Raw genomic sequence first — 23,046 nt, forward strand, 5'->3', positions numbered from 1 at the left:
TACTTCATTTACAATACGTACAAGATGTTGTTTGTCAATGAGTTCATCCAGATTAGGCGGCAATAACAAATTTTGCTGTGGAGCGTATTGTTTGAATACTTGTTTAGTCTTAGCTTTGGCCATGGTAATTTTTGAGTCGTATCTAAAATTACTAATCGGCCCTTTATCTACAAAGAGAAGGGCCGACCTTTTTGGTCAGCCCCTACGTTAAGCGATGTACCGGAATGTTATTTTCACTGATGGGCTACAAAAGTCCGGAGTATTAGCGCTGTAAATACGTACCACCCAATATTGCGCCCGGTGCAAAAGTGCTATTCAGTGTCTCCATTTCCTCCGGCGTAAATACGATTTCCATAGCAGCAAGGTTTTCCGGCAGACGGGATCTTCTGCTCATACTCACCAGTGGCATGATATGATCACCCTGAGCATTCACCCAGGCTATTGCCAGTTGTGTAGGCGTGTACCCTTTTTCTTTTGCTAGTTTTTTTAAGGCTTCTACCTTGTTTAGGTTTTTTACCAGGTTTTCTCCCTGAAAGCGTGGAAAGTGAGTCTGATAACTACCTGCTGGCAATGGGGCCTTCATATCTCCGGTCAGCAGCCCTTCTGCTGTGTTTGCAAAAGCAACCACGCCGATACCTAATTCTTTTGCTGCGGGCAACAGGTTACTTTCTATCTGACGGTCTGCCAGTGAATATCCGATTTCAAGTGCAGTGACAGGATGTATACTATGCGCTTTGCGTAATTGTGCAGTGGTAATTTCTGACACACCAAGATAACGCACCTTTCCTTCTTTGATCAGTTCGGCCACTGTACCAATCACGTCTTCCATAGGTACACTATTGTCAAGTCTGCATGGCTGGTACAGATCAATGGTATCTATACCTAACCGCACCAGGGAATAATTGATGAAATTCCGGATGGCGATAGGGCGTAAGTCCAGCCCTAGCATATGGCCGTTGTCAAAGATAGCGCCGAACTTCACACTGATAAAGGCATCGTCTCTTCTGCCTTTGATCGCTTTGCCCACCAACAGTTCATTGTGGCCTGCACCGTAAAAGTCACCGGTGTTCAGGAAATTAATACCACTGTCCAGTGCCTGTTGGATGGTAGCTACACTTTCCTGTTCGTCATTGGTGGGGCCGCCCCATACAGATGACATACGCATACAGCCTAAGCCGATTTTAGAAACAAGTGGGCCGTTGTTACCCAATGGTATTGTTTTCATGAAGATTGTTTAATTAATAACAAGGGTCAGGTATGAATTGTTATAACCGGATCTGACCACAATCAGTAAAATAATACAATTCACGCATTCTTCCCCCGCATATAATTTGATAATTTTGCAGCAACTATCATCCTCCATTTGAGAAAAGCGGCCGTCATATTAAGTCCTCTCCTGTTTATTATCGTCTTCCTGGGAAGTATGAAGAACTCGATATTATATGCGGTGTATGACTATGATACAAAGCTATTTGTCGAAGCTTTTTGCGAAAATAAAAATAAGCCGGAGTTACATTGTAATGGTAAATGTCAGCTTGCAAAGATGCAGAAAGAACAGAGAGAAAATGAAACAGAACGCTTATTAAAAGAACTGCAATCAGAGGCATTAGCCTGCCCGATCCCATCCGGTGTTGACTTTGTAAGACAGGAAGTTGTTGAACCCACAGTAAAGGCTTATCCTGTCTTTACACATCCTATATATTCCTGTCTCTTTAGCGATCCGCGTAAGAAACCCCCGCAAGCATAAGCTATTTTACTTTCACGACCGTATTTTCCTGCAATGAAATTCATTGACAGGAACTTCATCGTCATGAATTCTTCACTATGAATTTCTTTTCCAAAAACTGAGTGCCTTGTGCATTCTGCATGAATGTGCGGGCTTTTGCAAAAAAGACCGTAGATAAGGGCCTATCTATGTATACTATCAAAAACGACAATCATGAACTTACTTAAATCTGCATTCATAGTATTCGCATTTTCCACCTTTGTATCCTGTACTAAAAAAGACGACCCTGTCGTTTCAAACGACCTCGATGGCTTAACACTTGCAACTACGTTAACGAATAATACCCACAAGATAGCACTGTATACTGCAAGTGGAAAATTCCAAACCGGTTACAATGCTATTTATGTTCAGGTAAAAACCACAGCAGGCACCGTTGTAAACAATGCAACCATATCATGGACACCTACCATGCACATGATGGGCATGACCCATTCCTGTCCGGCTTCTGCCATCTCCAAGAACAAAGGCTATCTCGTATTCCAAATGGCTGGTACTGACGATGAATACTGGACACTTACAATAAATTACACCATCGATAATATTGCCTATACCGTCACAGATACCATCGCAGTCTCTGAGTCCTCCAAACGCGTAGTAGAAACCTTCACCGGTAGTGACAATAATACCTACATATTAGCATTGGTCAATCCAACTACCCCCGCTGTGGCTGTCAATGACATCTCTATGGTTTTGTACAAAATGGAATCTATGACCAGTTTCGTCATAGTAGATGGCTACACCATTAAAATAGATCCAAGAATGACCAGCATGGGCAACCACACTTCTCCCAATAATGTGAACCTGACCCAGGGAACAGATAAGATGTATTATGGCAAACTTAGTCTGACGATGACAGGCTACTGGAAAATCAATTTACAACTGCAGGACGCCAGCGAAACGATCGTAAAAGGTGAAGCTGTAACCGATACCAACGAAGGCAGCAGTATCTATTTTGAATTGGAATTCTAAACCATCATAAGAGGTTGTCAAAATGGACCTGATGGCAGGGGGAATTTCATTTACGAAATTCTCCCTGCCATCAGCTAACCGGATTAAGTCAGGTTATAGTTGATACAGCCTCTTATCATACAAACTGATTGTATGCGTAAATTATTTATACTTTGTGTTGCATTATTATACACTAGCACCGCGTATTCACAAACCGACAGCATAAAAACCGATCTGCTCAAAGAAGTCGTGATTATTCACAAACGTTCCTTATCCGATAAAACAGATAAACCACTTTCCTCCTTAGATAAATACCTTGAAAACTCCGACATCGTTAACATGGTCAGACGTGGCGCATACGCATGGGAACCTTACCTGAATGGTATGAGTTCCGAACGTAGCGTAGTCACCATCGATGGCATGCGGATCTACGCAGCCTGTACAGACAAGATGGACCCGGTTACTTCCTATGTAGAAACAACCAACCTCTCTGCAATAAACGTACATAGTGCCGGCGGCCCTGCCATTTCAGGGACTATGGACCTCGTAAGAAAAAAGGGAACCTTTGGGGAAAAAGAACTTTCCGGTATGGCATTTGCCGGTTTTGAAACCAACGGTAGTCAGCGGGTGATTGGAGGCGCGGAGTCCTTCACACAACCTAAGTTATTCACTAATGTTGATTTCACTTACCGTCATGCCGACAATTACAAAGCCGGTGGCGGAGAAGAGGTGTTATACGCTCAATATACCAAATACAATGTATCCGCCATTGCAGGATACAAGCTCAACGAACATGCTCAACTGGAAGCTTCCCTTATCTACGACCGTGCAGTAAACGTAGGTTATCCTGCACTTACCATGGATGTAAGTCTGGCCAGAGGGATCATTGCATCCGTCGCTTATATTCGTCATGGATGGCAAACTAAAATATACTACAACACCATCAACCATATCATGGATGATAGCAAACGTCCCGTCGTTGCTATCCGCATGGATATGCCCGGTTGGAGTAAGACTGCAGGCTTCTACTCCACATTACAGGGAATAACAAAAAATCATCACTGGAAAGCAAACATAAACGGTCATTTCAATAAATCGCTGGCCGATATGACCATGTATTCCAACACAGCAGGCGAGAAAGATATGTACATGCTTACCTGGCCCGGCGTACTTACTTATTATGGAGAGATCTCAGGCGAAGATAATTACACGCTCTCTTCAAAATGGCATGCAACATTGAATGGGGGAGTGGGTATTCAGAACAATGTAGTCGATAACCAACAGGGTTATGAAAGCCTGACAATCTTTTATCCAAACATGGATCGCAGCCGTACGCGTCTTCTCAAAAGACTTTCCACTGGTTTAAATTACGATCACAAGAAATGGCAATACACCATTGCGGCTACCTATGGAGAACGCGCGCCCAGTGTGTCTGAAGGCTATGGATATTATTTATACAATAGTTTTGATCAGTATGATTACATCGGTAACCCCGGGATGAAGAATGAGAAATCTATTAGCTTGAACACCGCTTTGTTATTCCGCACCTCCCGCTTTTCTGTAAAAGTATCCGGCTCTTATTTTCACCTGATGGATTATATTATAGGGAGGCCTGATTCAGGCTTAAGTGCAATGACCATTGGCGCTGCTGGTGTGAATGTATACGAACAATTGACCTATGCCAATATTTTCAATTGCGCCCTCGATGCGGAATATAAATTTGGTGCACACCTTACCTGGACCAATAAAGTAAGTTATCGCAGGGGAGCAGGTGAGCATATTGAGCACCTCCCATTAATACAGCCATTCACCTATAGCTCCGGACTCACCTTCCACCACAGATCCTTCTCAGCAGGTATCATTGCCAATGGTGCTGCTGCGCTCGATACATACAATCCTGAATTCGGAGAACAGGCTTTGCCCGGGTATACTATTTTTAACCTGTCCGCTTCTTACAAATTTAAATCCCTGCTATTAAAAGCAGGCGCCGAGAATATACTTGATAAAAATTACACCACCTTCGCGGATTGGAATCGTATTCCACGAATGGGGCGTAATATTTTTGTAAATGTAATTTGGAGTTTTTAGAGCTTAATGGCCTTTTACTAAGTACTTTTGAATATACTGCATTGGCAGCATGGATGATTGGTGGTCTGATGGTTTGCAGAGCGGCATAGAAGTATGGTGGATAGTGGTTTTATGAGAATGGGAGGGGTGAAATTTGTTGAGGATTCCGGTTATTTAGGAAATGAGGAGTGTGTTTTACAACAGAAATTGTAAGATAGATTTCTATAAAAGGGAATAGTGAGCAAACCAATTAGTGTGCTCACTATTTTGATAGATTCATTTTGTATCGCTTATATACAGACTATTTAAAAATCTTAAAGGCGCCGTTTCAAGCCTTGCAAAAATCTTATCCCAGTCATAATCGCATTCGGCGGCAATTTCTTCCCGAATTCTTCTTACTTCTGCTACACAATCGTAGCCGGGTATTATTTTACTCATAAACTATGGATTTATCTATTTATTCAATTTAATTTTCATTTTGTATCGCTTATATACAGACTATTTAAAAATCTTAAAGGCGCTGTTTCAAGCCTTGCAAAAATCTTATCCCAGTCATAATCACATTCGGCGGCAATTTCTTCCCGAATTCTTCTTACTTCTGCTACACAATCGTAGCCGGATATTATTTTACTCATAAACTATGGATTTATCTATTTATTCAATTTAATTTTCATTTTGTATCGCTTATATACAGACTATTTAAAAATCTTAAAGGCGCTGTTTCAAGCCTTGCAAAAATCTTATCCCAGTCATAATCACATTCGGCGGCAATTTCTTCCCGAATTCTTCTTACTTCTGCTACACAGTCATAGCCCGGAATTATTTTACTCATAAACTATGGATTTAAAATTTCACGGGGTGTCCTTATAATAATAGGTCTATACCCCATGTCTTTGTTAATGGCGTTATAATGTTTGATTTTCCCCAAATTTACCATGTGCTTAAAATTCCAACTGGCAAGAATATCTGCTCCCTGTAAAGTTGCCGTAGCTATATGTATAGCATCAAAATGGCTATTATAATTCAGAGCCCCTTCTGCTATATACCTTACGGCAAGTATCCTCGCCTTAAGGGACGTTGCTGCTGTGGTTCTGAAAATAAGCGGAACTTTAAATAGCGTATCTCTTACCTCTTCTCTTGCTTTTGATAGTTCATCAAATACAACCTGGGAAACCATCATTTTCTTTTCCCCCTTCCTAAATGCTTCCAGCAATTTATTACTGTACTCCGAAAATTGTTTCACATAACACCCCCCAAACACAGAGGTGTCTACGTAGATAGTCTGCATACAAATTTATTGTTTTTTGGTATATGGTTAACACTTAAAAAATGCCTGAAAACCCCCGACGATAATGGTAGTCACAAAAATGTGGGTAACAGTTACAAAGTTGTAATTTTAATTCTCCTAAATGATTTTCGTATAATTAATTTACTAAAAAAAGTTCGGGAAAAATTATTTCCCTATCAAAAAGTTTGAAACAAAAATATTTCAATAGCTTCATGGCCTGGTATCGTAATGTGAAAGAGTAGCACGACATCACCCAATCACACCCCACCAGCCGCTACAGTTTTAATCCTAATATTATCATTATTCCTTAGCCTGAAATAAGATAGCCGTTGCCGCGTGACGCGCATTATTCAGTCCTCCCAATAAAGCAACCTATCAATAAAGCTGTCTTCCCAATAAAGCTGTCTTCCCAATAAAGCAGTCCTCCCAATAAAGCAACCTATCAGTAAAGCAGTCTTCACAATAAAGCAGTCCTCCCAATAAAGCAACCTATCAGTAAAGCAGTCCTCCCAATAAAGCAACCTATCAGTAAAGCAGTCTTCACAATAAAGCAGTCCTCCCAATAAAGCAACCTATCAGTAAAGCAGTCTTCACAATAAAGCAAAGCTCCCAATAAAGCAACCTATCAATAAAACAGTCTTCCCAATAAAACAAAACTCCCGATAATACCCCCCAAATTCTACCCCCCACCTCCAATCCCCCGAAGAAATTCCCCCCTTTCCCCTTCCAAATCCCCCTCACCCCTTGTAACTTCTCCCCGAAGAGCCTACATTTGCACCAGGAACTGAACCTGATATCAAATTTTATGATCATTGAACCTAAAATGCGTGGCTTTATTTGCCTGACAGCCCACCCTGCTGGTTGTGCTGAAAATGTAAGGAGACAAATAAGCTATGTTAAATCTGAAAAACTCCCCGAGGGCCCCAAAAAGGTACTGGTAATAGGCGCCTCTACCGGTTTCGGGCTTTCGTCCAGAATTACTGCTGCTTTCGGCTGCGGGGCCTCCACAATCGGTGTTTTCTTTGAAAAAGAACCCCAGGAAGGTAAAACTGCAACTGCCGGATATTATAATTCAGTGGCTTTTCATGAGGAAGCCAACCGTGCTGGCATATATGCCCAAAGTATCAATGGTGATGCTTTCTCAAATGAAATTAAGCAACAGACCATTGACTTGATTAAAAAAGATCTGGGAACAGTCGACCTGATTATTTATAGCCTGGCTTCCCCCGTGCGCAAGCATCCGGAAACAGAAGTATTACATCGTTCCGTATTAAAACCTATAAATCAGAGTTACCAGAACAAAACCGTTGATTTCCACACCGGTATTGTAACTAACGTGTCTATTGAACCTGCAACTGGCGACGATATTACCAATACCATCGCCGTAATGGGTGGTGAAGACTGGCAGATGTGGTTAGAAGCTTTGCAGGCTGCAGGTGCGTTGGCGCCTGATGTTAAGACCGTTGCCTACTCCTATATCGGCCCTGAACTCACTAACCCGGTGTACCGTCACGGTACCATCGGAAGAGCAAAGGACCACCTGGAAGCAACAGCCGTAAAAATTACAGAACTGTTGAAACCCCTCAATGGTAGCGCAGTTGTATCTGTAAACAAAGCCCTGGTGACCCAGTCCAGTTCTGCAATTCCTGTAGTACCACTGTATATTTCCCTCCTGTATAAACTCATGAAGGAAAAAGGTATTCACGAAGGTACCATCGAACAAATGGCCCGTCTGTTCAAAGATCACCTGTACGCAGGGAACCCGGTTGCCCTCGACAATCAGGGTCGTATCCGTATCGATGACTGGGAACTCCGTCCTGATGTACAGGCCGAAGTAGCTGAGCTGTGGAAAGAAGTATCTACGGAGACCATCTCCCAGATCGGTGACCTGGCTGGTTACAAAGAAGACTTCCTGAACCTGTTTGGATTCAATGTGCCTGGGGTAGATTATACCGCTGAGGTAGATGAGATGGCATTGATCAAATAAGGGCACTATAAAATAATGAAGGCTTGGTAATCAATGGTTACCAAGCCTTTTGTATATGAATATTTTTTAGCCTCCCATAAATCAGGTTATTTTATTTATAGGTCTCCATGAGTGAAATTTGTTCATTATGGAAATCTTATTACAGCTGGGTGGGGTGATACCAGGAGGGAGGGGCGTATTGGCAGATATTGCATCCTGTACCAGGTATAAGCTTAGCTGACAACCAAAACCGCTTTCCCCGGTATGCCTCCTTTTTTCACTTCATCATAAGCCTTTTTGTAATCATGCCAGTCATAGGTTTTGCTGATGTGCACCTGTAAACCACTATCTGCCAACAATGCTGGATTAGGTTTCAAAAGCAACAATTTATACCGTCCTCCTGAAAAAAGAGATCCGATCATTTCCTTTGGACCGGGAGATGTATTGACATAAACACCTTTTTTCTTCAGTATCTTTTTCGCTGCCTTGTAATTGATCTTCCCGGAAAAATCGATGACTGCGTCAAACGTTTTGGCGCCTATATTTTGATGCTGGTAGTTAATAACGACATCACTTCCCAACCTGGTTACCAGCTCAACACCAGAAGGCCCCACCACCGAAGTCACGATGGCTCCTGCCTTCTTAGCTAATTGAATCGCTAATGGCCCAATACCGCCTCCGGCGCCGTTAATGAGCACCTCCATACCTGGCTGTAATTTTAGTAATTGATGAAAGATTTGCAAAGCGGCACCACCTGCTACCGGAAGAGCCGCTGCTTCTTCAAAAGAGAGCCCTGATGGCTTAGGTGCAATGTCCTTCGCCTTTACAGCTACGTATTGCGCCAATGCACCTCCTTTAAATATACTGGCGATGCCGAATACTTCATCTCCTTTTTTATAGGTGCCATTACCCTGTTCCACTATCCCTGAAAAGTCGATTCCTACTGATTTTGGAAACTTACTTCCGCTCATTAGTTTCATCTCACCCTGCCATATTTTCCAGTCAAGCGGGTTGATAGAGACCGCTTTTACCTTCACGATGATCTCTCCCTCAGGCATCGGTACCTCTGTCATTTGGAGTACTTCTGTTCCTCCAAAGTGATTGTATGTTATCTTTTTCATAAGCTCAAATAATCCGTGTAACCCACAGGACCGGGGGTATAAAGTGTATTATAATCGGGTTGATGTAAAGGTGCGTTTGCAGCAATTCGTTTTTCTAAATCAGGATTAGCCAGAAAGGCGCGTCCAAAGGCGACGAGGTCGGCAAAGCCTGCATGCAAGGCCTGCTCCGCAGTTTCAGGGGTAAGACCGTTACAAAGAATAATAGTACCTTTAAAACCTCCCCTGATAGCATCAAAAGTTTTTTGCGGAATAATAGCTGACATGCCTATATGCAGATAAGCAATATTAGCATTGTTCATCTCTTTTGCCAGCAGTGCATAGGTATCATGTACTTCCTGCTCATCATAAGCAGGCAGATCGCCCAGCGTAGAGTAGGGGGAGAAGCGCACACCAACCTTGTCCGCACCAATAGCTGCAGCTATTTCCTGCACAATCCGGATGGCGAGGCGGGTTCTGTTGGTAATATTTCCTCCCCATTCGTCCGTGCGGTTATTGACATGTGGATTCAGGAACTGTTCTACCAGATATCCATTGGCTCCATGTAGTTCAACCCCATCAAAACCGGCTTCCATCGCATTGCGCGCGGCATGCACAAACTCTTCAATGACTGTTGCTATAGCATCGCTGGTGAGCATTTCAGGTTCAGGGTAAGTTTGTTTCCCTAAAGTATCCGTCCAGATATCGCCCGCTGCTTTAATGGTTGAAGGCCCTACCAAACGGGCGCCAGCAGGCAGATTGGCCGGGTGACCAATACGACCGGTATGCATGAGTTGTACAAATATTTTACTACCTGCTGTATGTACGGCAGTTGTAATCGCCTTCCAGGCTTCCGTTTGTTCATTTGAAAAAATTCCCGGAATCCTTGAATAGCCCAGTGCATCCGGTGAGGGCGCCGTTCCTTCGGTAATGATCAAACCGGCACCGCTTCTTTGTGTATAATAATCCGCCATCAATTGGTTGGGCAAATTATCGATAGCCCGGCTACGTGTCATGGGAGCCATGACCAGGTGATTCTTCAATTGTAAAGCGCCTTTATGATAAGGCATCAGCAATTTGTTCATGTTGTTATCGTGTTTTTGATAACACAAAGTTGCGTCCTCCTGAAAGGTTATAATAGTTGCTTTTGACAGAAAAATAGTCCTATCCGCCGGTCGCATATTTTTTAGGCTTTAAGCCATGGTGCTTTTCAAAAATGCGTCCAAAGTGACTAAGATTGGCAAAACCAAGCTGGTAGCCGGCTTCTGAAACGGACATCCCGCTATGTTTGAGTAGGAATGCGGCTTCTTCCATACGCGCCTGCTGGTAATAGTTATATATCGTATCTCCAAATACCTGTTTGAAGATGTCTTTCATCTTTGTTTCTCCAAACCCTGCCATTTTTGCCAGTTCCGGTAGACTGGGTGGAACGGAAAGGTCCGCAAGAATAGCTGTCCTGATCAATAGGAGCTTTTCTACGTCGTCTTTGTGAACAAGGTGATAGTTAACTACCTCCCGCTTTTGCAGCTTCTCAAATACAAGATATAGTAGCTCCTGTACTTTCAACCGGTAATAAAAATTCCCCAGTTCATTATCTTCCCTGGCTTCCGTCACCTGTCTGACGAGCTTATTAATTTCAACAGTCATGCTTTCATAATACAAAAAGCCAGGGGCAGCATTCACTATCGTTTCCACCACATTGTTTGGGTTATTAATACCGAGCAATTCCTTCAAAGCATCTTTCATAATCCCTACAACGATAAAGTGAATATCTGTATTAGCAGGAAAACGGATTTGAGAATGCAGGTCTGTCGAAGCAATTTGTATAGCATAAGCACTGCTTCGTGAAAGCGGATTCGGAGTACCGTCCGTATTCACACTGGCAGTGGCTTCATTACTATGAAATATAATGCTAACCAGGTCGTTCGGCTCGTCGCTGGCTACTCTGCTCAGAATAATATCCTGGTTGAGTTTATATCTGTGAACGATGAGTTTGAGTCCGGTGGATAAGGAAATTCTTCTGATACTACCAGTACCCATAACAGGAGGGAGGATCAACCGGTCGCCTTCTAAAGGAACGTTGAACTTTTTAGCGAAGTGAGTAAGGAAGTCGAACTGTGGGTTGGGTACAAATTCAAAAAACATAGGACTATATCAATTTGTAAATAAACTCTTCAATTTCCGCCTGCCGTGCATTTGCAAATCCTTTATCGGTGCCGGTTTTAACAAACCCACATTTTTCCAATACGCGCTGTGAACCAATATTGTCAAATGCCGTGCGTCCGTATATCGGTCTGGTATTTATAATGGTTAAAAGCTGCGTTAGTGCTTTTGTCGCTATTCCTTGTGCCCAGTACTTTTTATCCAGCCAATAAGTAATTTCCGCATTTCCTGCCACTTCAAACTGTGCGATACTGCCTGCAATGACACCATCTACGATGATGGTATACATATTGATTGTCGGGTCATTCACGCATTTCCCGTATTTCTGCAGGTAGGCGGTTTTATCTGTCGGATCTTTTGAAGTAAACGCGGCTAAGTAGTTAGCTTCCTGATCCAACTGAAAGAGAAAGAAATGTTCTAAATCGGTAATTACTGTTTTTTGTAAGGTGATTACCATAGCACGGATTTATACGAAGATATTGCAATTTTTGGCAGCGTCTTTGTTATTATAAGTATCACCATGAAAAACCTAATCATCTATATCATATTTTTATTACCCTTGTTCTCCTGCAATAAGAACGGTGCTATCTCATTTCGGGACACGATCACTCAAAAGGAACATGATATATCTGACATGCTGATCAGTAAGAATGGTCTTGAATCCCGTAAACTGGAATACCTGATAGCGGAGGATTTCGATCACGCATTGGCGATTACAGATAGTCAGCAGGTAGTTTTTGATAAGACTATTCAGGAACTACAAATGGTAAATACGGATCAGTTTTCCGGTGGTGATCATCTGAAACAGGCAGCTGTTCAGTATCATATGGCATTGAAGGAATTATATCTTTATCCAAAGAAAGAAATAACCTGGCAGAAGAAGCTGTCTACTGCTACTAAGCAGGATAAAGATTCGCTGCAGCATGAATTGCTGGAAATATATAAGGATAAGCAGAAGTATTATCAAAATGTATATAAAGCGAATGAAGCGTATGTGCTGGCTGTGCAAAGGTTTAATAAGGGACATGGGTTGTGAGGTCGTAACATATTGGCTGCTCCCCGGCTTGTGTTAAACAAAGATGGCATGACAATTATAACTGGAATGAAGGAATGAGTGCATGGATCCCAGGTTTTGGAGATATTTCCGACGAGGATGGATTAAATTTAAGAGAAAATGGTGGTGCCCGTGATTTTAAGCTTCGTGCACTTTGGCATACAACCATTTCAGGAATAATAACAATTCTTCCACTATCTTTATATTATAATAATTTTCATTTCACCCATAGGATGTTGGAAGGTAGATTGTTAATTTAAAGATCCTTATTCATCTAATAAAAAAAGCATGAAAAAACGTATAGGCCCTGTTATTGGCATTCTTATCATACTAATATTATTTATTGCTTATTGGTTTTACAATAATTCATATGTCCTGCTGAAACCAGTACTGACCAAGCCTACTGGAGAACCTATAATTGTTGGATATACTGATGAAATGATCAAAAACTTTCCAGACGTATTAAAACATTATAATGTAGAGTATAAGATAAATGACTCAGGGCATTTCCTTATCAAAGCCAAATACATGAGGGACAGAGACTATATCCTATCTATTACCGAATGTGCTTTGGATAGCAACATGATGCACGAAATTAGAAAACTGAATTAACTTGATTTTGTCAAATTCGAATAAATAATAATTTCTTAAGTTTTTTTATTGTCTGGTGGCTGTTTAGCAAGAATAGGGTAGGATTTAATCCTTTTTGTAAATAGAATAATACGCAACTGTATACGAATTAATACCACCCAGCAGGTGGAATGAAGTGAGGCGGAGCGTAGCGGAGCCGAACGAAACGACACCTGCTGGGTACGGCGGCTGGATTTGCCCCGGATAATTTTTAACTTTGAATACAGTACTTTGGACAATCAACAATCACAATTCCCCAAGGACTTCTTTAAACAGTTCAAGAGTAAAGAAGAGTTCCACACCTTCTTTAATGGCCTTTTCAAGCAAGGGATAGAGGAAATGTTAAAAGCAGAATTGGATGACCACCTTGGTTACGAGAAGCATAGCCCTGAAGGTCGCAACTCCGGTAATAGTCGTAATGGCTCCTACAAAAAGAAAGTAAAAACCGAATCTCTCGGTGACCTGGTCCTTAATGTTCCCCCAGACCGCAATAGTGACTTTGAGCCTGCACTGATTCCCAAAGGACAGCGTATGAGTGATAAGCTGGAGGAAGCCATTATTGGTATGTATGGTCGGAGTATGACCACTTCCGACATTAGTGAGCATGTCAAAGAAGTATACGGTGTAGAGGTGAGCGAGGGTACTATTTCCAATGTTACCCGTCGTATTACCGAACACGTTAAGAGCTGGCAGAGCCGTCCCCTGGACCCGGTTTATTTTACGGTCTGGATGGATGGAATTATTCTCAAAGTAAAGCAGAACGGTAAATACATCAACAAATGTATTTACCTCGTGATTGGCCTCAAAAAGGATGGCTTAAAGGAAGTACTGGGTATGTGGATGGCAGAAACGGAGTCCGCATCCTTCTGGATGAGTGTTTTAACTGATTTAGAGGCCCGTGGAGTAGAAGATATACTAATCGCCTGTACTGATAACCTCAAGGGCTTTACCGATGCTATTAAGGGCGTATTCCCTCAAACGGTTACTCAGTTATGCATTGTTCACCAGATCCGCAATAGCTGTAAGTTTGTAGTCTGGAAAGACAGAAAGGAGTTTTGTGCCGACCTTAAAGAGGTATATGGTGCTACTAACAGGGACACCGCGGAACAAGCCCTAGTCACATTTGCGAGTAAATGGGGCGCTAAATATCGCCACGCCATTCAGTCCTGGGAGAACAACTGGGATAATCTCACCAGTTATTTTGACTTCACATTGGAGATCCGCAAGATCATGTATACCACCAACACTATTGAAAACCTTAACAGGGGGATCGGGAAGTACACGAAGACCAAAGTTCAGTTTACTGACGATACTGCTGCTCAAAAGGCGGTATACCTGGCTATAATGAACATTGAAAAGAAATGGTGTATGACACTCCATAACTGGGGATTCATACTCCATCAATTTTTAACGATCTTTGAAAACAGATGTCGGCTCTAAACAGTTGCCTTATCGTTACACAATATATTTTATAGTCTTGTTTATTATATTCCTTCTTTGGGAATCATGATTTCAATTGTTTTAGAATCATCATCTGTATGTATATGATACCTTGCTGGCTCAGGTTCCGGGCTTTGTACGCCTACATAATTAAGCGATGTTTTATAACCGTTAGATTGGAGGAAATCAATGATTTGGGTTCCATATTTTTGGCTCTCATTACCCATAATTACGGTAACAGAAATTAGATATTCTTTATTTAGAGATTTTAGTACCCTTTGATCATCATCATTAAGTTCTCTGGGTAAAGGTTTATTAACATATACAGTATGAGCAGTAATTCCCCCCGTTTGATTTTGTGAAATTGTAACGTCTCCCGTTACGGTACCGATATTAATCGGGGTTTCTTTTTTATGACTTTCATTCATTGTTTTTGGTTGTTTGCTTATATTAGGCTTTTCTTGCTCTATTTTTGGTGTGACTTTCGTAACGGTATCTGGAAGTGGTTGTTTGCCTTGTGTTTTAGAAAATGGATAGATATTGAAATAGGCAAGAATTGTTACAATGGAAGCTAAAACGGTAACTATAACAACAAACCAAGTCCAGAATGTCTTTGGGGGAACTGGAGGTGCAGAATTAGAGGTATGTGCCGTAACGCCCCCCGATTGATCGGTGCTTACTACAACATCTCCTTTCACACTTCCGATTTTTATACCTTTCGCCATTGTTGAATTTTGCTCCAAAAATAATGAAATTCTTTCATCAGTTAGTCAGGACATAGATTATAGATTGCTGTCTTTGACAAGCAATTAACTGTTAGCATTCGTATTTTCTTTTACTTGGACCACGCTATCCCCAAAGCTGGCGATTTACCCATAACATCGTATTGAAGCCCGAAAACTCTAATTTGCCTGGTCCTAAAACGGGGAAGCCTTCAAAAGCCCGTTCGGTTTCTACTGTTTGGGCTTTTCTTTTGGGATGATGCAAATGTATGCAAAACCCGCTTCCGTGCATAGTTTCGACTATAATATGTAAAAAAACTATAATTTGATTAAATGGATTTAATTAAAGTAACATATTGACATGAACCATGGCAAACGGCCTCATATCTCTATGAGGCCGTTTGCCAAATTAATATCGCCAAAGCCTAAAGTCGATCATTCGTTCCAAAGGTTGTAAGAACAAATCCAATACCATTCACTTCGGGATCCCCTCTCAAAACAATGGTATAACGCACCAGGATCTCCCAATACCTTACATTCCTTTTGTGTACATTCGCCCCAAAAAAGCAAATGAAAATATTGATCATAAACGGCTCTCTCCGTGGCCAAAACGGCAACTCCGCAGCCATCGCGAAGCATGCAGAAAATATGCTGGGTCAACAATCAGTCACACTAACACTATCGGATAAACTCCCCACCATCCGCGAAGTATATAACCTATTGGAAAGCTGCGACGGCTTTCTCGTTATCTCCGGCGTTTACTGGAACAACTGGAGCTCACCGCTACAGCGTTTTATAGAAGTAACGACTGCTTTTGAAAATACCCCTGCCTTTTTTGGCAAGCCAATGGCCTGTGCTGTCACCATGGATTCAGTTGGAGGGATAGAAGTAGCTGCAAGATTACAAGCCGTATTTGGAGGCCTTGGATGCTGGACCCCTCCCTGTTCTACTGTCGTATTGTCCCGTATAGGGCAGGAAGCAATCGCTGCGACTTCCGGTATGGAAGATGATCCAAATGAAGATGTATGGAGAATAGACGATCTATCAGTCGTGCTACACAACCTGGTGGCTGCTGCCGGTATGCCACGTAATAGCTGGAAGGCCTGGCCACATAGAGAATTGCATATTCCTGATGGTCCATGGCCAGCGGAAGGGGTGTTGGATATGGGTACGCCGAGGTTTTTTAAATGAAGGGAATGAGTTCCTGCAAAAGGGTAATTACTTCAGGGAAAAGGTGATTACTCCCTTCAAAATCGTATTTACTTCAGAAAAAAGTAATTGCTCCTCCATAAAACGGGATAACCCCTCCCGGAAGGGAATATGAAGTCCCCCTACAACGGATATGCAGTTTCACTCTTCGTCTCCGACAATACAAAAAAGCTCTGCACCGTACTGATATTAGGCAAAGCTGCCAGATTCCTGTAAAAAGTATGATACGCATCCATATCACTCGTTGCCACCCGCAGAATAAAGTCAAAAGTCCCAGTCATCTGAAAACATTCCATCACTTCAGGGAATTTCGCCACCTCCTTCTCAAAAGTGCTCAACGTAGCAGCTGCATGGTCATGTAATAATACATGACTGAAAGCAATCAGCTTCCTGTTTATTTTCTTCCTGTCCAGCAGCGCTACTATTTTCGTAATATAACCGCTTTCTTTCAGCTGCCGGATCCGTTCATGAATCGTAGCCACTGATTTATGTAACTGAGAAGCAATTTCCTTGTTTGTCAGTTCTGCATTCTGCTGCAGTAATCTCAAAATCTGAATATCGATATCGTCTAACTGGCTTTTGTCCATATTAAATTTAATAAAATCCGGACCAGAAGGTGGTGGAAGTAAGAATAACCGGAAAATAATACAATTTTTTTGGATAAAACCAGAAAATTTATGGAATAATTGCCTACCGATTGACATGGTTATAGTTATTTCAGAGCTTTGCTAAAAATTATTCACCATGATGGTGTCTGAAGTGTCAATGGTTGATCAACGATTTAGCGAGCTGTGGAACCTGGTTGGTAACACGCCTATGCTAAAACTGGAATATCTGTATAAAGGCCGTTCTGGCTATATATTCGTAAAGTGTGAACACTATAATCTGACAGGTAGTATCAAGGACCGTATGGCCCTTTATATTATGAAACAGGCCTATATGCAGGGGTTGATCAAACCAGATGATACCATTGTAGAGGCAACCAGTGGCAATACAGGTATTTCATTTTCTGCTATTGGCCGTGCACTGGGGCATAAGGTGATCATTATGATGCCGGATTGGCTCAGCAAAGAACGGCAGGACATTATCAAAAGTTTCGGGGCGACAGTGCGGCTGGTCAGTAAAGAGGAAGGTGGTTTTCTGGGAAGTATTAAGCTGTCAGAAGAATTACAGGAGAGCAGTGATCAATATTTCCTTCCCCGTCAGTTTGAGAATGAATATAATACAGCTGCACATGCATTGAGTACCGGTCCTGAAATATGGGAACAGTTGATGCATGCCGGATTACAGCCCGATGCATTCGTGGCGGGCGTAGGTACCGGGGGCACTGTAATGGGAGTGGGCAGATACCTGAAAAGTAAGAATCCGGGTATCAGGGTGCATCCTTTAGAGCCAGCGGAATCGCCTACTTTAAGTACAGGGCATAAAGTGGGGAGTCATCGTATTCAGGGCATCTCGGATGAGTTTATTCCTGCTATTGTACGGTTGGATGAGTTGGACGAGGTTGTACAGGCCAATGATGGAGATGCGATCATTGTGGCACAAAAGCTGGCGGCGGAACTGGGACTGGCAGTGGGTATTTCTTCCGGGGCAAATGTGATCGGGGCGATTCGTCTGAAAGAGCAGATGGGAGAGGATGCTGTCGTAGTGACACTGTTATGCGATAGTAATAAGAAATACCTGAGTACGGATCTGGTGAAACCTCAGCCTTCGCAGCCATATTATGTTGCTGAGGTAGTTAGTTTTACGGGGTTCCGTACCATTCCCCGACTGAGCGGATCAATAATTCATTAAACATATACCGAACCAATCATTAATTAGCATAACGGTCTGCACTTTTCTAAGTAACAGGCCGGTTTTGTATTTTGAAGGGGTAGCAGTATTGACAGACAAATCGACCATCACTGAGGTTTTTACATCAGGTAATAACTCTCTTCCTGCACCTCCTGTACGGGCACCTCTTCGCCAATCATCTCCAGCAAATTCATTTCAATCGTCTGACTAATCGCCGTCATAGGCGTATCTGTAGGCTTATTTTCAAAAGGATCCTGCATGATAATAGCCGTTCTCTCAATCGCAATAAACAACACCGGCACTACAAATACAATAATGATTTCCATCCATTGCGTCCTGTCTTCCAGTCCAAATGGCAGAATTGTCATTAGTACATAGATCAGAAAGTGAATCAACAGACTATAAGATTTTGGGAAAACAGTTTTTTTAATGCGTTCGCATTTACCCATGGCATCGCACAACCTGGCAATCGTGGCATCTATTTGTACCTGCCTGTTAGGGTTCAGTTGCTGTGCAGCAGCCAGCACTTCCGCGTGTTTATTGAGCAAAAAGTTTGGCCAGTTACGGCTATCGGTATTGTATGCAGAAAGATACGCCTTTACCTTTTCAGAAAAGGGTAATCCTCTTAATGATTCTGAGAGTGCATAGCACCAGATTATCTGGCGGTGTGCAAATTCATTTACCTCTTCGGGAAGAAATGTTTTTACCTGCCGGATAAGGGTCCGGCTGTCATTGACGATGGCACCCCAGATGAGTCTTGCTTCCCACCAGCGTTCATAAGATTGGGAGGTTCTGAAAGCGAGCAGGAGGGAAACGATGGTGGCGACAAGAGAGGATACTGCAAGAGGAATGGAAATGCGTTGAAGGATACCATAATGGTCCAGAGAGCCGGCGAAGATCGCGTAGAGGGCGATGGCGAGAATATCCCATTTGATGAGGTCGAGGAAGTACGAGATGGAGATCCGTTTGTTCAGTAGCATGAAGGTTGAAACAATCAGAGTGGGAAATTGTTTAGCTGGAAAAATTATCTCTAAATTTTACTATTATTATTAAATGATTGATCTCTATGCCTAAAAGGGGGTATATATGAAAAATTATATCCTTCCAATTTTCCGGCCTCAAAGAAAATATCTCCGAAATTGTCCTGGATTATAACGGCAATTCTACACTTTGATAACGACTACCTGAATTCCTTAACGCTTATTACAAAATTTAAAAAAAAGGGGGAAATAACTTCCCCCCAACCTCATAAATGACCTGTAGGATGAGTAATAAATACCGGTCCTTTTAAATTACGTATAATATTATCAGCACTGCTGCTGTTAAAAAACCTTGACACCCTGCTGCGACCATATGCTCCAAATGTACTGATCAGCTCCGTTTTTGTATCCAGATATGCCTGTATCGCTATATCTGCCTGACCTGTCAGAATTTTGTAAGTCACATGCGCATCATACGCTTTCAGGTACTCCTGCAATTGCGTTTTTAGCGGTATGGTTTTCTCTCCTTTTTCACAGACATATACAATCTCACAATGCCTGTTTACCAACTCAGGAAACAGCGCCGCAAATGCCTTGATCGCATACATGGAAGAGTAAGTCCCATTATAACAAAAAGCAACGCCATTAGCGGCATTGGGCACCTCCGGCAACACCATTACCGGGCATTGCGCATGGAGAAGCATGTTTTTAACAAAACCTGTTGGATTTGTATCAAACAGGAACGGGAACGAAAGCGCTTTCCCGATAATAAGCAGATCTGCAAAACGGCTTTCTGTCACAACTTCCTCTTCTGCAATACCTTTTATTTTTTTGATAGTACAGGATAGTTCCCTTGCTTTACAATCCTGTTTCAGGGTAAGGTAATTGTCTTCAATGATCTCTTTTCTTTCAATCTCACTCTTCTTCATTGTTTCATAATATTTACCTGAAAATCCTTCAATACTACTGGCCGATAACAGCTGGCCGGCACTTTTGGTGTCTTCCAGTAGCAGCAGTGTCAGGGTATGTTCGTGTAAAGAAGTCACTGTGGCGATAACGTCCAGTTGTTTTGCTGTATAGTTGACAGCATCGATGACGGCAAGTATTTTTTTCATGGCATGAAAGTTTTAAAGGCATTGATAAGAAAGATAGCAATTACGGTTACTACCTTTCTTTCATCGTTTATGATAAAAGCACTTTATTAATTAAACATGGAATTCATTTTATGATTTACCTGAAGTTAGCACAATAATGCTATTGGAATCAATGATAACTATCATTTTCAAAGGTGATGTAAAGTGATGGAAATCATTATTTACCATATCATTGATCATCGTTTTCACTATTAAACAAGGTGTACGATTCATATCGTTGACCAACCCATTACAATCCCCAATATTATTTTAAACAGGGAGGTAAGTATGTCTAAGGAATTATCCAGGGCAGCTCTTGTCCTGCCTGCCGGCTTCAATGAAAATTTTGAACCCTGGAAAGATTTCTTTGATTTTAATACATTATTGCTACTGTTACGGCTGTAAATATTACAGAAGAGAAAAATCAGTTTAAACTGACAGTTGCTGTACCGGGAATGGACAGAGAAGACTTTCCCCGATGTGATATCGGTGATGCTTTAATACCATCCCGTTACCATAAGTACATTAAAAGTACATTTCTATATCAAATCGATATTGAGGTGTACTTTTAATGGCGTATTAATACTCAATTGGTAACGGAGTTACACTATAGTTCCGACCTAAGTTGTAATATTAATGCTGGAACCTCAAAAATTGTTTGTTATGGCGCTTGTTAAAGACAACATACTTCTTCAGGTAGTTCGGGGTACGCTCGGCGATCAAATCACGATTTACGAACGTAACGGGCAGATTATTATGGCGAAAAAACGCGGCCCGTCAAAGAAAAAGCCTACAAAGAAACAGCTGGAAGCCAGGTATAAAATGCAGGTAGCTGCGGCGTATGCGCGGGTGATCATCCAGGACCCGGAAATAAAGGCGTATTATAAGTCGCTGGCAGGCCCAGGACAGAATGCTTATAACATGGCCGTAAAGGATGCTTATAAGTCTCCTGAGGTGCAGAATATCCGGTTTGAAGAATCAACTGTGGTCGTGACGGCAAAAGACGAATTTAGGGTAGCAGAAGTGGATGTACGGGTAGTTGATCCTGCGGGTGACATTCTGGAAAGAGGGAAGGCGGTTTTAGGCAGGAATAGCGTAGAGTGGTATTATAAAGCAGCCAGTTTGCCGGTGGGCGGTAAGGTGATCGTTGTAGCGGTCGATTTGCCCGGGAATGAGACCGTCAGGGAGGTGAAACTGGAATAAAAGCTCTTATTTTGGATTGAATTCCTTCGCACAATCTTTCAGGATCTTATTAAAAGCCGTCAATGCATGTTTTCTGTAATACTTCGCAGAAAACAAAATAGTCGCATGCCTTTTAAAATCAGCATGACTGATTGGTATCGCCCTTAATGAAGGAAACCCAAATAATGAGCTATTCATTAAAACCGTACACCAGTTTTTAGTGTCGGCCAACTGCAGGAGTGTATTGATATCATTCACTTCCATATCTATATTCAATTGAACCCCTGCTTCTGCCACTATCTTGTCTAATAATTGACGAATACTGAAACCTGCTGATGGCAAAGCCAGTGTCAGTCCCTTGATCTCAGTCAGTTTGATTTTTTTATAATCAGCCATTGGATGGCTTTCATGCGTAATCAATGATAGATGTGCTGTAAATAATCGATGTATTTCCAGTTGCCCGTCATCATTGGTTTCCATAAATGACAACATACAATCCACTGTACCTTTGTCCAGTTTCTGTAACAACTCGTTAGTGGATCCGAATATGATATTCACTACAACCTGAGGGTACATGCTCCTGAAAATGGGCAATGCTTTTACCAGCAATGCAGACAATCCATAAGTGCTGCCAATATTCAGTACCCCGGTTTTCAGGTCTATCAGGTCATTCAAAACCTGCTGTCCTTCCGTTGCCTGCAGCACGGTCTTATAAGCATGAGGCAAAAAGAGATTTCCTGCTTCGGTTAACCGTATCCGTTTTCCCAGTCTGTCGAATAACAAAACTCCCAGCGTATTTTCCAGCTGCTTGATCTGCTGCGAAAGGGTACTTTGTGTAATGTACAGTTCATTGGCCGCATCTGTAAAGTTTTGTAATTCGGCTGCCCGGATAAAGTATTTTAATTGCCTCAGTTCCATAATCGAAAGTTACGATTTACAAAATAGAAAAAATGAGTTTATCGGGATCATTTATTCTACGCAGCTTTGTATCAACAAAAACGAATGATCATGGAAATCACACAAACACCCGAAAATGCATTGTCTGCCTCTGTAGTAAGCGCCATTATCAATGCCCCCATTGAGAAAGTCAATATTGCTGACTGGTTATTAAATTTACCTGATGCGGAATATCAACGTTGTTCAATCAATCACATCGCAGAAGGCGTTTCCGCTACTTTTGACGGAACTCCGATGTCTATTAATGTGGAAACTATTGGGAATGCGCTTGTGGTACAGCATTATGTGGCTACAGTAGCCCAACCGGATTACTGCCGTATGTTGTCTGTTTCTGATACGATCACTGCCAGTGGAAGATCTAAGGTGCAGGTATTGTGGGAGCTTAGAGCAGAACGCATTGACGACCTTACCTGTCGATATACAAATACAATTCATGCTACGGCTACGCCTGAATTTATGACTTTTATAAAGGAACATGGAATTAGTCTTGCCGCAGCGGCACAGGCAAGGCAGGAGGCATCTGATGCACATAATAGGGAAGAAACACCCAATTTTGCAAAGAGTATTGAGAATAAAGCATTGTATGGACAGTATAATTTGCCTTTCTAATCTGGTTATTGAGTGAGCAAC

At 42.0% G+C, this 23,046-nt stretch carries 26 protein-coding genes; 12 read left to right on the forward strand and 14 right to left on the reverse strand.

Annotated elements, in window-relative coordinates; all coding sequences use genetic code 11:
• Window positions 1-262 precede the first annotated feature (262 nt).
• Complete coding sequence (locus BW716_RS29215; protein ID WP_083729610.1) at window positions 263-1,225, reverse strand: aldo/keto reductase; 963 nt, start codon at window positions 1,223-1,225, stop codon at window positions 263-265.
• A 198-nt stretch (window positions 1,226-1,423) separates the two neighbouring features.
• Between BW716_RS29215 and BW716_RS29220 the strand changes: the two genes are divergently transcribed.
• From BW716_RS29220 to BW716_RS29230, 3 genes are all read left to right on the forward strand, one after another.
• Window positions 1,424-1,747: a hypothetical protein gene (locus tag BW716_RS29220; RefSeq protein WP_143709101.1), complete on the forward strand. Its 324-nt coding sequence runs from the start codon at window positions 1,424-1,426 to the stop codon at window positions 1,745-1,747.
• Window positions 1,748-1,939: 192 nt separating this feature from the next.
• Complete coding sequence (locus BW716_RS29225; protein ID WP_083729612.1) at window positions 1,940-2,755, forward strand: hypothetical protein; 816 nt, start codon at window positions 1,940-1,942, stop codon at window positions 2,753-2,755.
• Window positions 2,756-2,887: 132 nt separating this feature from the next.
• The gene (locus BW716_RS29230; protein WP_083729613.1) at window positions 2,888-4,822 is read left to right on the forward strand and encodes a TonB-dependent siderophore receptor; all 1,935 of its coding nucleotides are present in this window, start codon (window positions 2,888-2,890) and stop codon (window positions 4,820-4,822) included.
• A 255-nt stretch (window positions 4,823-5,077) separates the two neighbouring features.
• On the opposite strand, the gene BW716_RS37120 is transcribed toward BW716_RS29230, so the two are convergent.
• From BW716_RS37120 to BW716_RS29235, 4 genes are read right to left on the reverse strand one after another with little or no spacing between them, the layout of a single operon-like run.
• A complete protein-coding gene (locus tag BW716_RS37120) occupies window positions 5,078-5,239 on the reverse strand; it encodes a hypothetical protein (protein ID WP_179091323.1) in 162 nt (53 codons plus the stop codon).
• 35 nt (window positions 5,240-5,274) lie between these two features.
• Window positions 5,275-5,436, reverse strand: coding sequence for a hypothetical protein (locus BW716_RS37125; RefSeq protein WP_179091324.1), 162 nt, complete (start codon window positions 5,434-5,436; stop codon window positions 5,275-5,277).
• A gap of 35 nt (window positions 5,437-5,471) precedes the next feature.
• Window positions 5,472-5,633 carry a hypothetical protein gene (locus tag BW716_RS37130; RefSeq protein ID WP_179091323.1) on the reverse strand — a complete coding sequence of 54 codons (162 nt, stop codon included), beginning with the start codon at window positions 5,631-5,633 and terminating at the stop codon, window positions 5,472-5,474.
• A gap of 3 nt (window positions 5,634-5,636) precedes the next feature.
• A complete protein-coding gene (locus BW716_RS29235; protein ID WP_083729614.1) occupies window positions 5,637-6,089 on the reverse strand; it encodes a PIN domain-containing protein in 453 nt (150 codons plus the stop codon).
• An 805-nt stretch (window positions 6,090-6,894) separates the two neighbouring features.
• Between BW716_RS29235 and fabV the strand changes: the two genes are divergently transcribed.
• A complete protein-coding gene (gene fabV / locus BW716_RS29245) occupies window positions 6,895-8,076 on the forward strand; it encodes an enoyl-ACP reductase FabV (RefSeq protein WP_083729616.1) in 1,182 nt (393 codons plus the stop codon).
• A gap of 212 nt (window positions 8,077-8,288) precedes the next feature.
• Here fabV and BW716_RS29250 read toward each other — a convergent pair whose 3' ends face one another.
• From BW716_RS29250 to BW716_RS29265, 4 genes are all read right to left on the reverse strand, one after another.
• Window positions 8,289-9,176, reverse strand: coding sequence for an NADP-dependent oxidoreductase (locus tag BW716_RS29250; protein ID WP_083729617.1), 888 nt, complete (start codon window positions 9,174-9,176; stop codon window positions 8,289-8,291).
• On the reverse strand, window positions 9,173-10,237 hold the full coding sequence (locus BW716_RS29255; protein WP_083729618.1) for an alkene reductase: 1,065 nt from the start codon (window positions 10,235-10,237) through the stop codon (window positions 9,173-9,175). The genes BW716_RS29250 and BW716_RS29255 overlap by 4 nt, the downstream gene beginning before the upstream one ends.
• 79 nt (window positions 10,238-10,316) lie before the next feature.
• On the reverse strand, window positions 10,317-11,297 hold the full coding sequence (locus tag BW716_RS29260; RefSeq protein ID WP_083729619.1) for an AraC family transcriptional regulator: 981 nt from the start codon (window positions 11,295-11,297) through the stop codon (window positions 10,317-10,319).
• A gap of 4 nt (window positions 11,298-11,301) precedes the next feature.
• Window positions 11,302-11,772 carry a GNAT family N-acetyltransferase gene (locus BW716_RS29265; RefSeq protein WP_083729620.1) on the reverse strand — a complete coding sequence of 157 codons (471 nt, stop codon included), beginning with the start codon at window positions 11,770-11,772 and terminating at the stop codon, window positions 11,302-11,304.
• Window positions 11,773-11,835: 63 nt separating this feature from the next.
• On the opposite strand from BW716_RS29265, the gene BW716_RS29270 reads away from it, so the two are divergent.
• From BW716_RS29270 to BW716_RS29280, 4 genes are all read left to right on the forward strand, one after another.
• Entirely contained in the window at window positions 11,836-12,351 is a 516-nt protein-coding gene (locus BW716_RS29270; protein ID WP_083729621.1) for a hypothetical protein, read from the forward strand.
• Window positions 12,352-12,425: 74 nt separating this feature from the next.
• Window positions 12,426-12,629, forward strand: coding sequence for a hypothetical protein (locus BW716_RS36435; RefSeq protein ID WP_143709102.1), 204 nt, complete (start codon window positions 12,426-12,428; stop codon window positions 12,627-12,629).
• A 28-nt stretch (window positions 12,630-12,657) separates the two neighbouring features.
• The gene (locus BW716_RS29275) at window positions 12,658-12,981 is read left to right on the forward strand and encodes a hypothetical protein (RefSeq protein WP_083729622.1); all 324 of its coding nucleotides are present in this window, start codon (window positions 12,658-12,660) and stop codon (window positions 12,979-12,981) included.
• 249 nt (window positions 12,982-13,230) lie between these two features.
• Window positions 13,231-14,439 (forward strand): IS256 family transposase, encoded by a 1,209-nt coding sequence (locus tag BW716_RS29280; protein ID WP_083729623.1) that lies wholly within the window; start codon window positions 13,231-13,233, stop codon window positions 14,437-14,439.
• 44 nt (window positions 14,440-14,483) lie between these two features.
• Here the strand turns inward: BW716_RS29280 and BW716_RS29285 are convergent, their stop codons facing one another.
• The gene (locus tag BW716_RS29285) at window positions 14,484-15,164 is read right to left on the reverse strand and encodes a hypothetical protein (protein WP_083729624.1); all 681 of its coding nucleotides are present in this window, start codon (window positions 15,162-15,164) and stop codon (window positions 14,484-14,486) included.
• Between the two features lie 567 nt (window positions 15,165-15,731).
• On the opposite strand from BW716_RS29285, the gene BW716_RS29290 reads away from it, so the two are divergent.
• The gene (locus BW716_RS29290) at window positions 15,732-16,352 is read left to right on the forward strand and encodes an NAD(P)H-dependent oxidoreductase (RefSeq protein ID WP_083729625.1); all 621 of its coding nucleotides are present in this window, start codon (window positions 15,732-15,734) and stop codon (window positions 16,350-16,352) included.
• A 140-nt stretch (window positions 16,353-16,492) separates the two neighbouring features.
• Here the strand turns inward: BW716_RS29290 and BW716_RS29295 are convergent, their stop codons facing one another.
• Entirely contained in the window at window positions 16,493-16,957 is a 465-nt protein-coding gene (locus BW716_RS29295; protein ID WP_083729650.1) for an Lrp/AsnC family transcriptional regulator, read from the reverse strand.
• Between the two features lie 157 nt (window positions 16,958-17,114).
• Between BW716_RS29295 and BW716_RS29300 the strand changes: the two genes are divergently transcribed.
• The gene (locus BW716_RS29300; protein ID WP_083729626.1) at window positions 17,115-18,164 is read left to right on the forward strand and encodes a PLP-dependent cysteine synthase family protein; all 1,050 of its coding nucleotides are present in this window, start codon (window positions 17,115-17,117) and stop codon (window positions 18,162-18,164) included.
• A gap of 119 nt (window positions 18,165-18,283) precedes the next feature.
• Here BW716_RS29300 and BW716_RS29305 read toward each other — a convergent pair whose 3' ends face one another.
• Together BW716_RS29305 and BW716_RS29310 are read right to left on the reverse strand one after the other, a co-directional pair.
• Entirely contained in the window at window positions 18,284-19,144 is an 861-nt protein-coding gene (locus tag BW716_RS29305) for a bestrophin family protein (RefSeq protein WP_083729627.1), read from the reverse strand.
• Between the two features lie 266 nt (window positions 19,145-19,410).
• The gene (locus BW716_RS29310; RefSeq protein WP_083729628.1) at window positions 19,411-20,259 is read right to left on the reverse strand and encodes a universal stress protein; all 849 of its coding nucleotides are present in this window, start codon (window positions 20,257-20,259) and stop codon (window positions 19,411-19,413) included.
• A 681-nt stretch (window positions 20,260-20,940) separates the two neighbouring features.
• Between BW716_RS29310 and BW716_RS29315 the strand changes: the two genes are divergently transcribed.
• Window positions 20,941-21,480, forward strand: a complete 540-nt coding sequence (locus BW716_RS29315) for a hypothetical protein (protein ID WP_083729629.1) — start codon at window positions 20,941-20,943, stop codon at window positions 21,478-21,480.
• Between the two features lie 6 nt (window positions 21,481-21,486).
• Here BW716_RS29315 and BW716_RS29320 read toward each other — a convergent pair whose 3' ends face one another.
• Complete coding sequence (locus BW716_RS29320) at window positions 21,487-22,377, reverse strand: LysR substrate-binding domain-containing protein (protein WP_083729630.1); 891 nt, start codon at window positions 22,375-22,377, stop codon at window positions 21,487-21,489.
• A 90-nt stretch (window positions 22,378-22,467) separates the two neighbouring features.
• Between BW716_RS29320 and BW716_RS29325 the strand changes: the two genes are divergently transcribed.
• Entirely contained in the window at window positions 22,468-23,025 is a 558-nt protein-coding gene (locus tag BW716_RS29325) for a hypothetical protein (protein WP_083729651.1), read from the forward strand.
• The last annotated feature ends 21 nt before the right edge of the window (window positions 23,026-23,046 follow it).

It is taken from the genome of [Flexibacter] sp. ATCC 35208, assembly GCF_001975825.1.
Lineage (GTDB): Bacteria > Bacteroidota > Bacteroidia > Chitinophagales > Chitinophagaceae > Chitinophaga.

What these genes read in the sequence shown, in the direction of transcription:
- BW716_RS29215 (WP_083729610.1), bottom strand. Translation starts at nt 1,225, where the DNA reads ATGAAAACAATACCATTGGGTAACAACGGCCCACTTGTTTCTAAAATC.
- BW716_RS29220 (WP_143709101.1), top strand. Translation starts at nt 1,424, where the DNA reads ATGAAGAACTCGATATTATATGCGGTGTATGACTATGATACAAAGCTA.
- BW716_RS29225 (WP_083729612.1), top strand. Translation starts at nt 1,940, where the DNA reads ATGAACTTACTTAAATCTGCATTCATAGTATTCGCATTTTCCACCTTT.
- BW716_RS29230 (WP_083729613.1), top strand. Translation starts at nt 2,888, where the DNA reads ATGCGTAAATTATTTATACTTTGTGTTGCATTATTATACACTAGCACC.
- BW716_RS37120 (WP_179091323.1), bottom strand. Translation starts at nt 5,239, where the DNA reads ATGAGTAAAATAATACCCGGCTACGATTGTGTAGCAGAAGTAAGAAGA.
- BW716_RS37125 (WP_179091324.1), bottom strand. Translation starts at nt 5,436, where the DNA reads ATGAGTAAAATAATATCCGGCTACGATTGTGTAGCAGAAGTAAGAAGA.
- BW716_RS37130 (WP_179091323.1), bottom strand. Translation starts at nt 5,633, where the DNA reads ATGAGTAAAATAATTCCGGGCTATGACTGTGTAGCAGAAGTAAGAAGA.
- BW716_RS29235 (WP_083729614.1), bottom strand. Translation starts at nt 6,089, where the DNA reads ATGCAGACTATCTACGTAGACACCTCTGTGTTTGGGGGGTGTTATGTG.
- fabV (WP_083729616.1), top strand. Translation starts at nt 6,895, where the DNA reads ATGATCATTGAACCTAAAATGCGTGGCTTTATTTGCCTGACAGCCCAC.
- BW716_RS29250 (WP_083729617.1), bottom strand. Translation starts at nt 9,176, where the DNA reads ATGAAAAAGATAACATACAATCACTTTGGAGGAACAGAAGTACTCCAA.
- BW716_RS29255 (WP_083729618.1), bottom strand. Translation starts at nt 10,237, where the DNA reads ATGAACAAATTGCTGATGCCTTATCATAAAGGCGCTTTACAATTGAAG.
- BW716_RS29260 (WP_083729619.1), bottom strand. Translation starts at nt 11,297, where the DNA reads ATGTTTTTTGAATTTGTACCCAACCCACAGTTCGACTTCCTTACTCAC.
- BW716_RS29265 (WP_083729620.1), bottom strand. Translation starts at nt 11,772, where the DNA reads ATGGTAATCACCTTACAAAAAACAGTAATTACCGATTTAGAACATTTC.
- BW716_RS29270 (WP_083729621.1), top strand. Translation starts at nt 11,836, where the DNA reads ATGAAAAACCTAATCATCTATATCATATTTTTATTACCCTTGTTCTCC.
- BW716_RS36435 (WP_143709102.1), top strand. Translation starts at nt 12,426, where the DNA reads ATGAGTGCATGGATCCCAGGTTTTGGAGATATTTCCGACGAGGATGGA.
- BW716_RS29275 (WP_083729622.1), top strand. Translation starts at nt 12,658, where the DNA reads ATGAAAAAACGTATAGGCCCTGTTATTGGCATTCTTATCATACTAATA.
- BW716_RS29285 (WP_083729624.1), bottom strand. Translation starts at nt 15,164, where the DNA reads ATGGCGAAAGGTATAAAAATCGGAAGTGTGAAAGGAGATGTTGTAGTA.
- BW716_RS29290 (WP_083729625.1), top strand. Translation starts at nt 15,732, where the DNA reads ATGAAAATATTGATCATAAACGGCTCTCTCCGTGGCCAAAACGGCAAC.
- BW716_RS29295 (WP_083729650.1), bottom strand. Translation starts at nt 16,957, where the DNA reads ATGGACAAAAGCCAGTTAGACGATATCGATATTCAGATTTTGAGATTA.
- BW716_RS29300 (WP_083729626.1), top strand. Translation starts at nt 17,115, where the DNA reads ATGATGGTGTCTGAAGTGTCAATGGTTGATCAACGATTTAGCGAGCTG.
- BW716_RS29305 (WP_083729627.1), bottom strand. Translation starts at nt 19,144, where the DNA reads ATGCTACTGAACAAACGGATCTCCATCTCGTACTTCCTCGACCTCATC.
- BW716_RS29310 (WP_083729628.1), bottom strand. Translation starts at nt 20,259, where the DNA reads ATGAAAAAAATACTTGCCGTCATCGATGCTGTCAACTATACAGCAAAA.
- BW716_RS29315 (WP_083729629.1), top strand. Translation starts at nt 20,941, where the DNA reads ATGGCGCTTGTTAAAGACAACATACTTCTTCAGGTAGTTCGGGGTACG.
- BW716_RS29320 (WP_083729630.1), bottom strand. Translation starts at nt 22,377, where the DNA reads ATGGAACTGAGGCAATTAAAATACTTTATCCGGGCAGCCGAATTACAA.
- BW716_RS29325 (WP_083729651.1), top strand. Translation starts at nt 22,468, where the DNA reads ATGGAAATCACACAAACACCCGAAAATGCATTGTCTGCCTCTGTAGTA.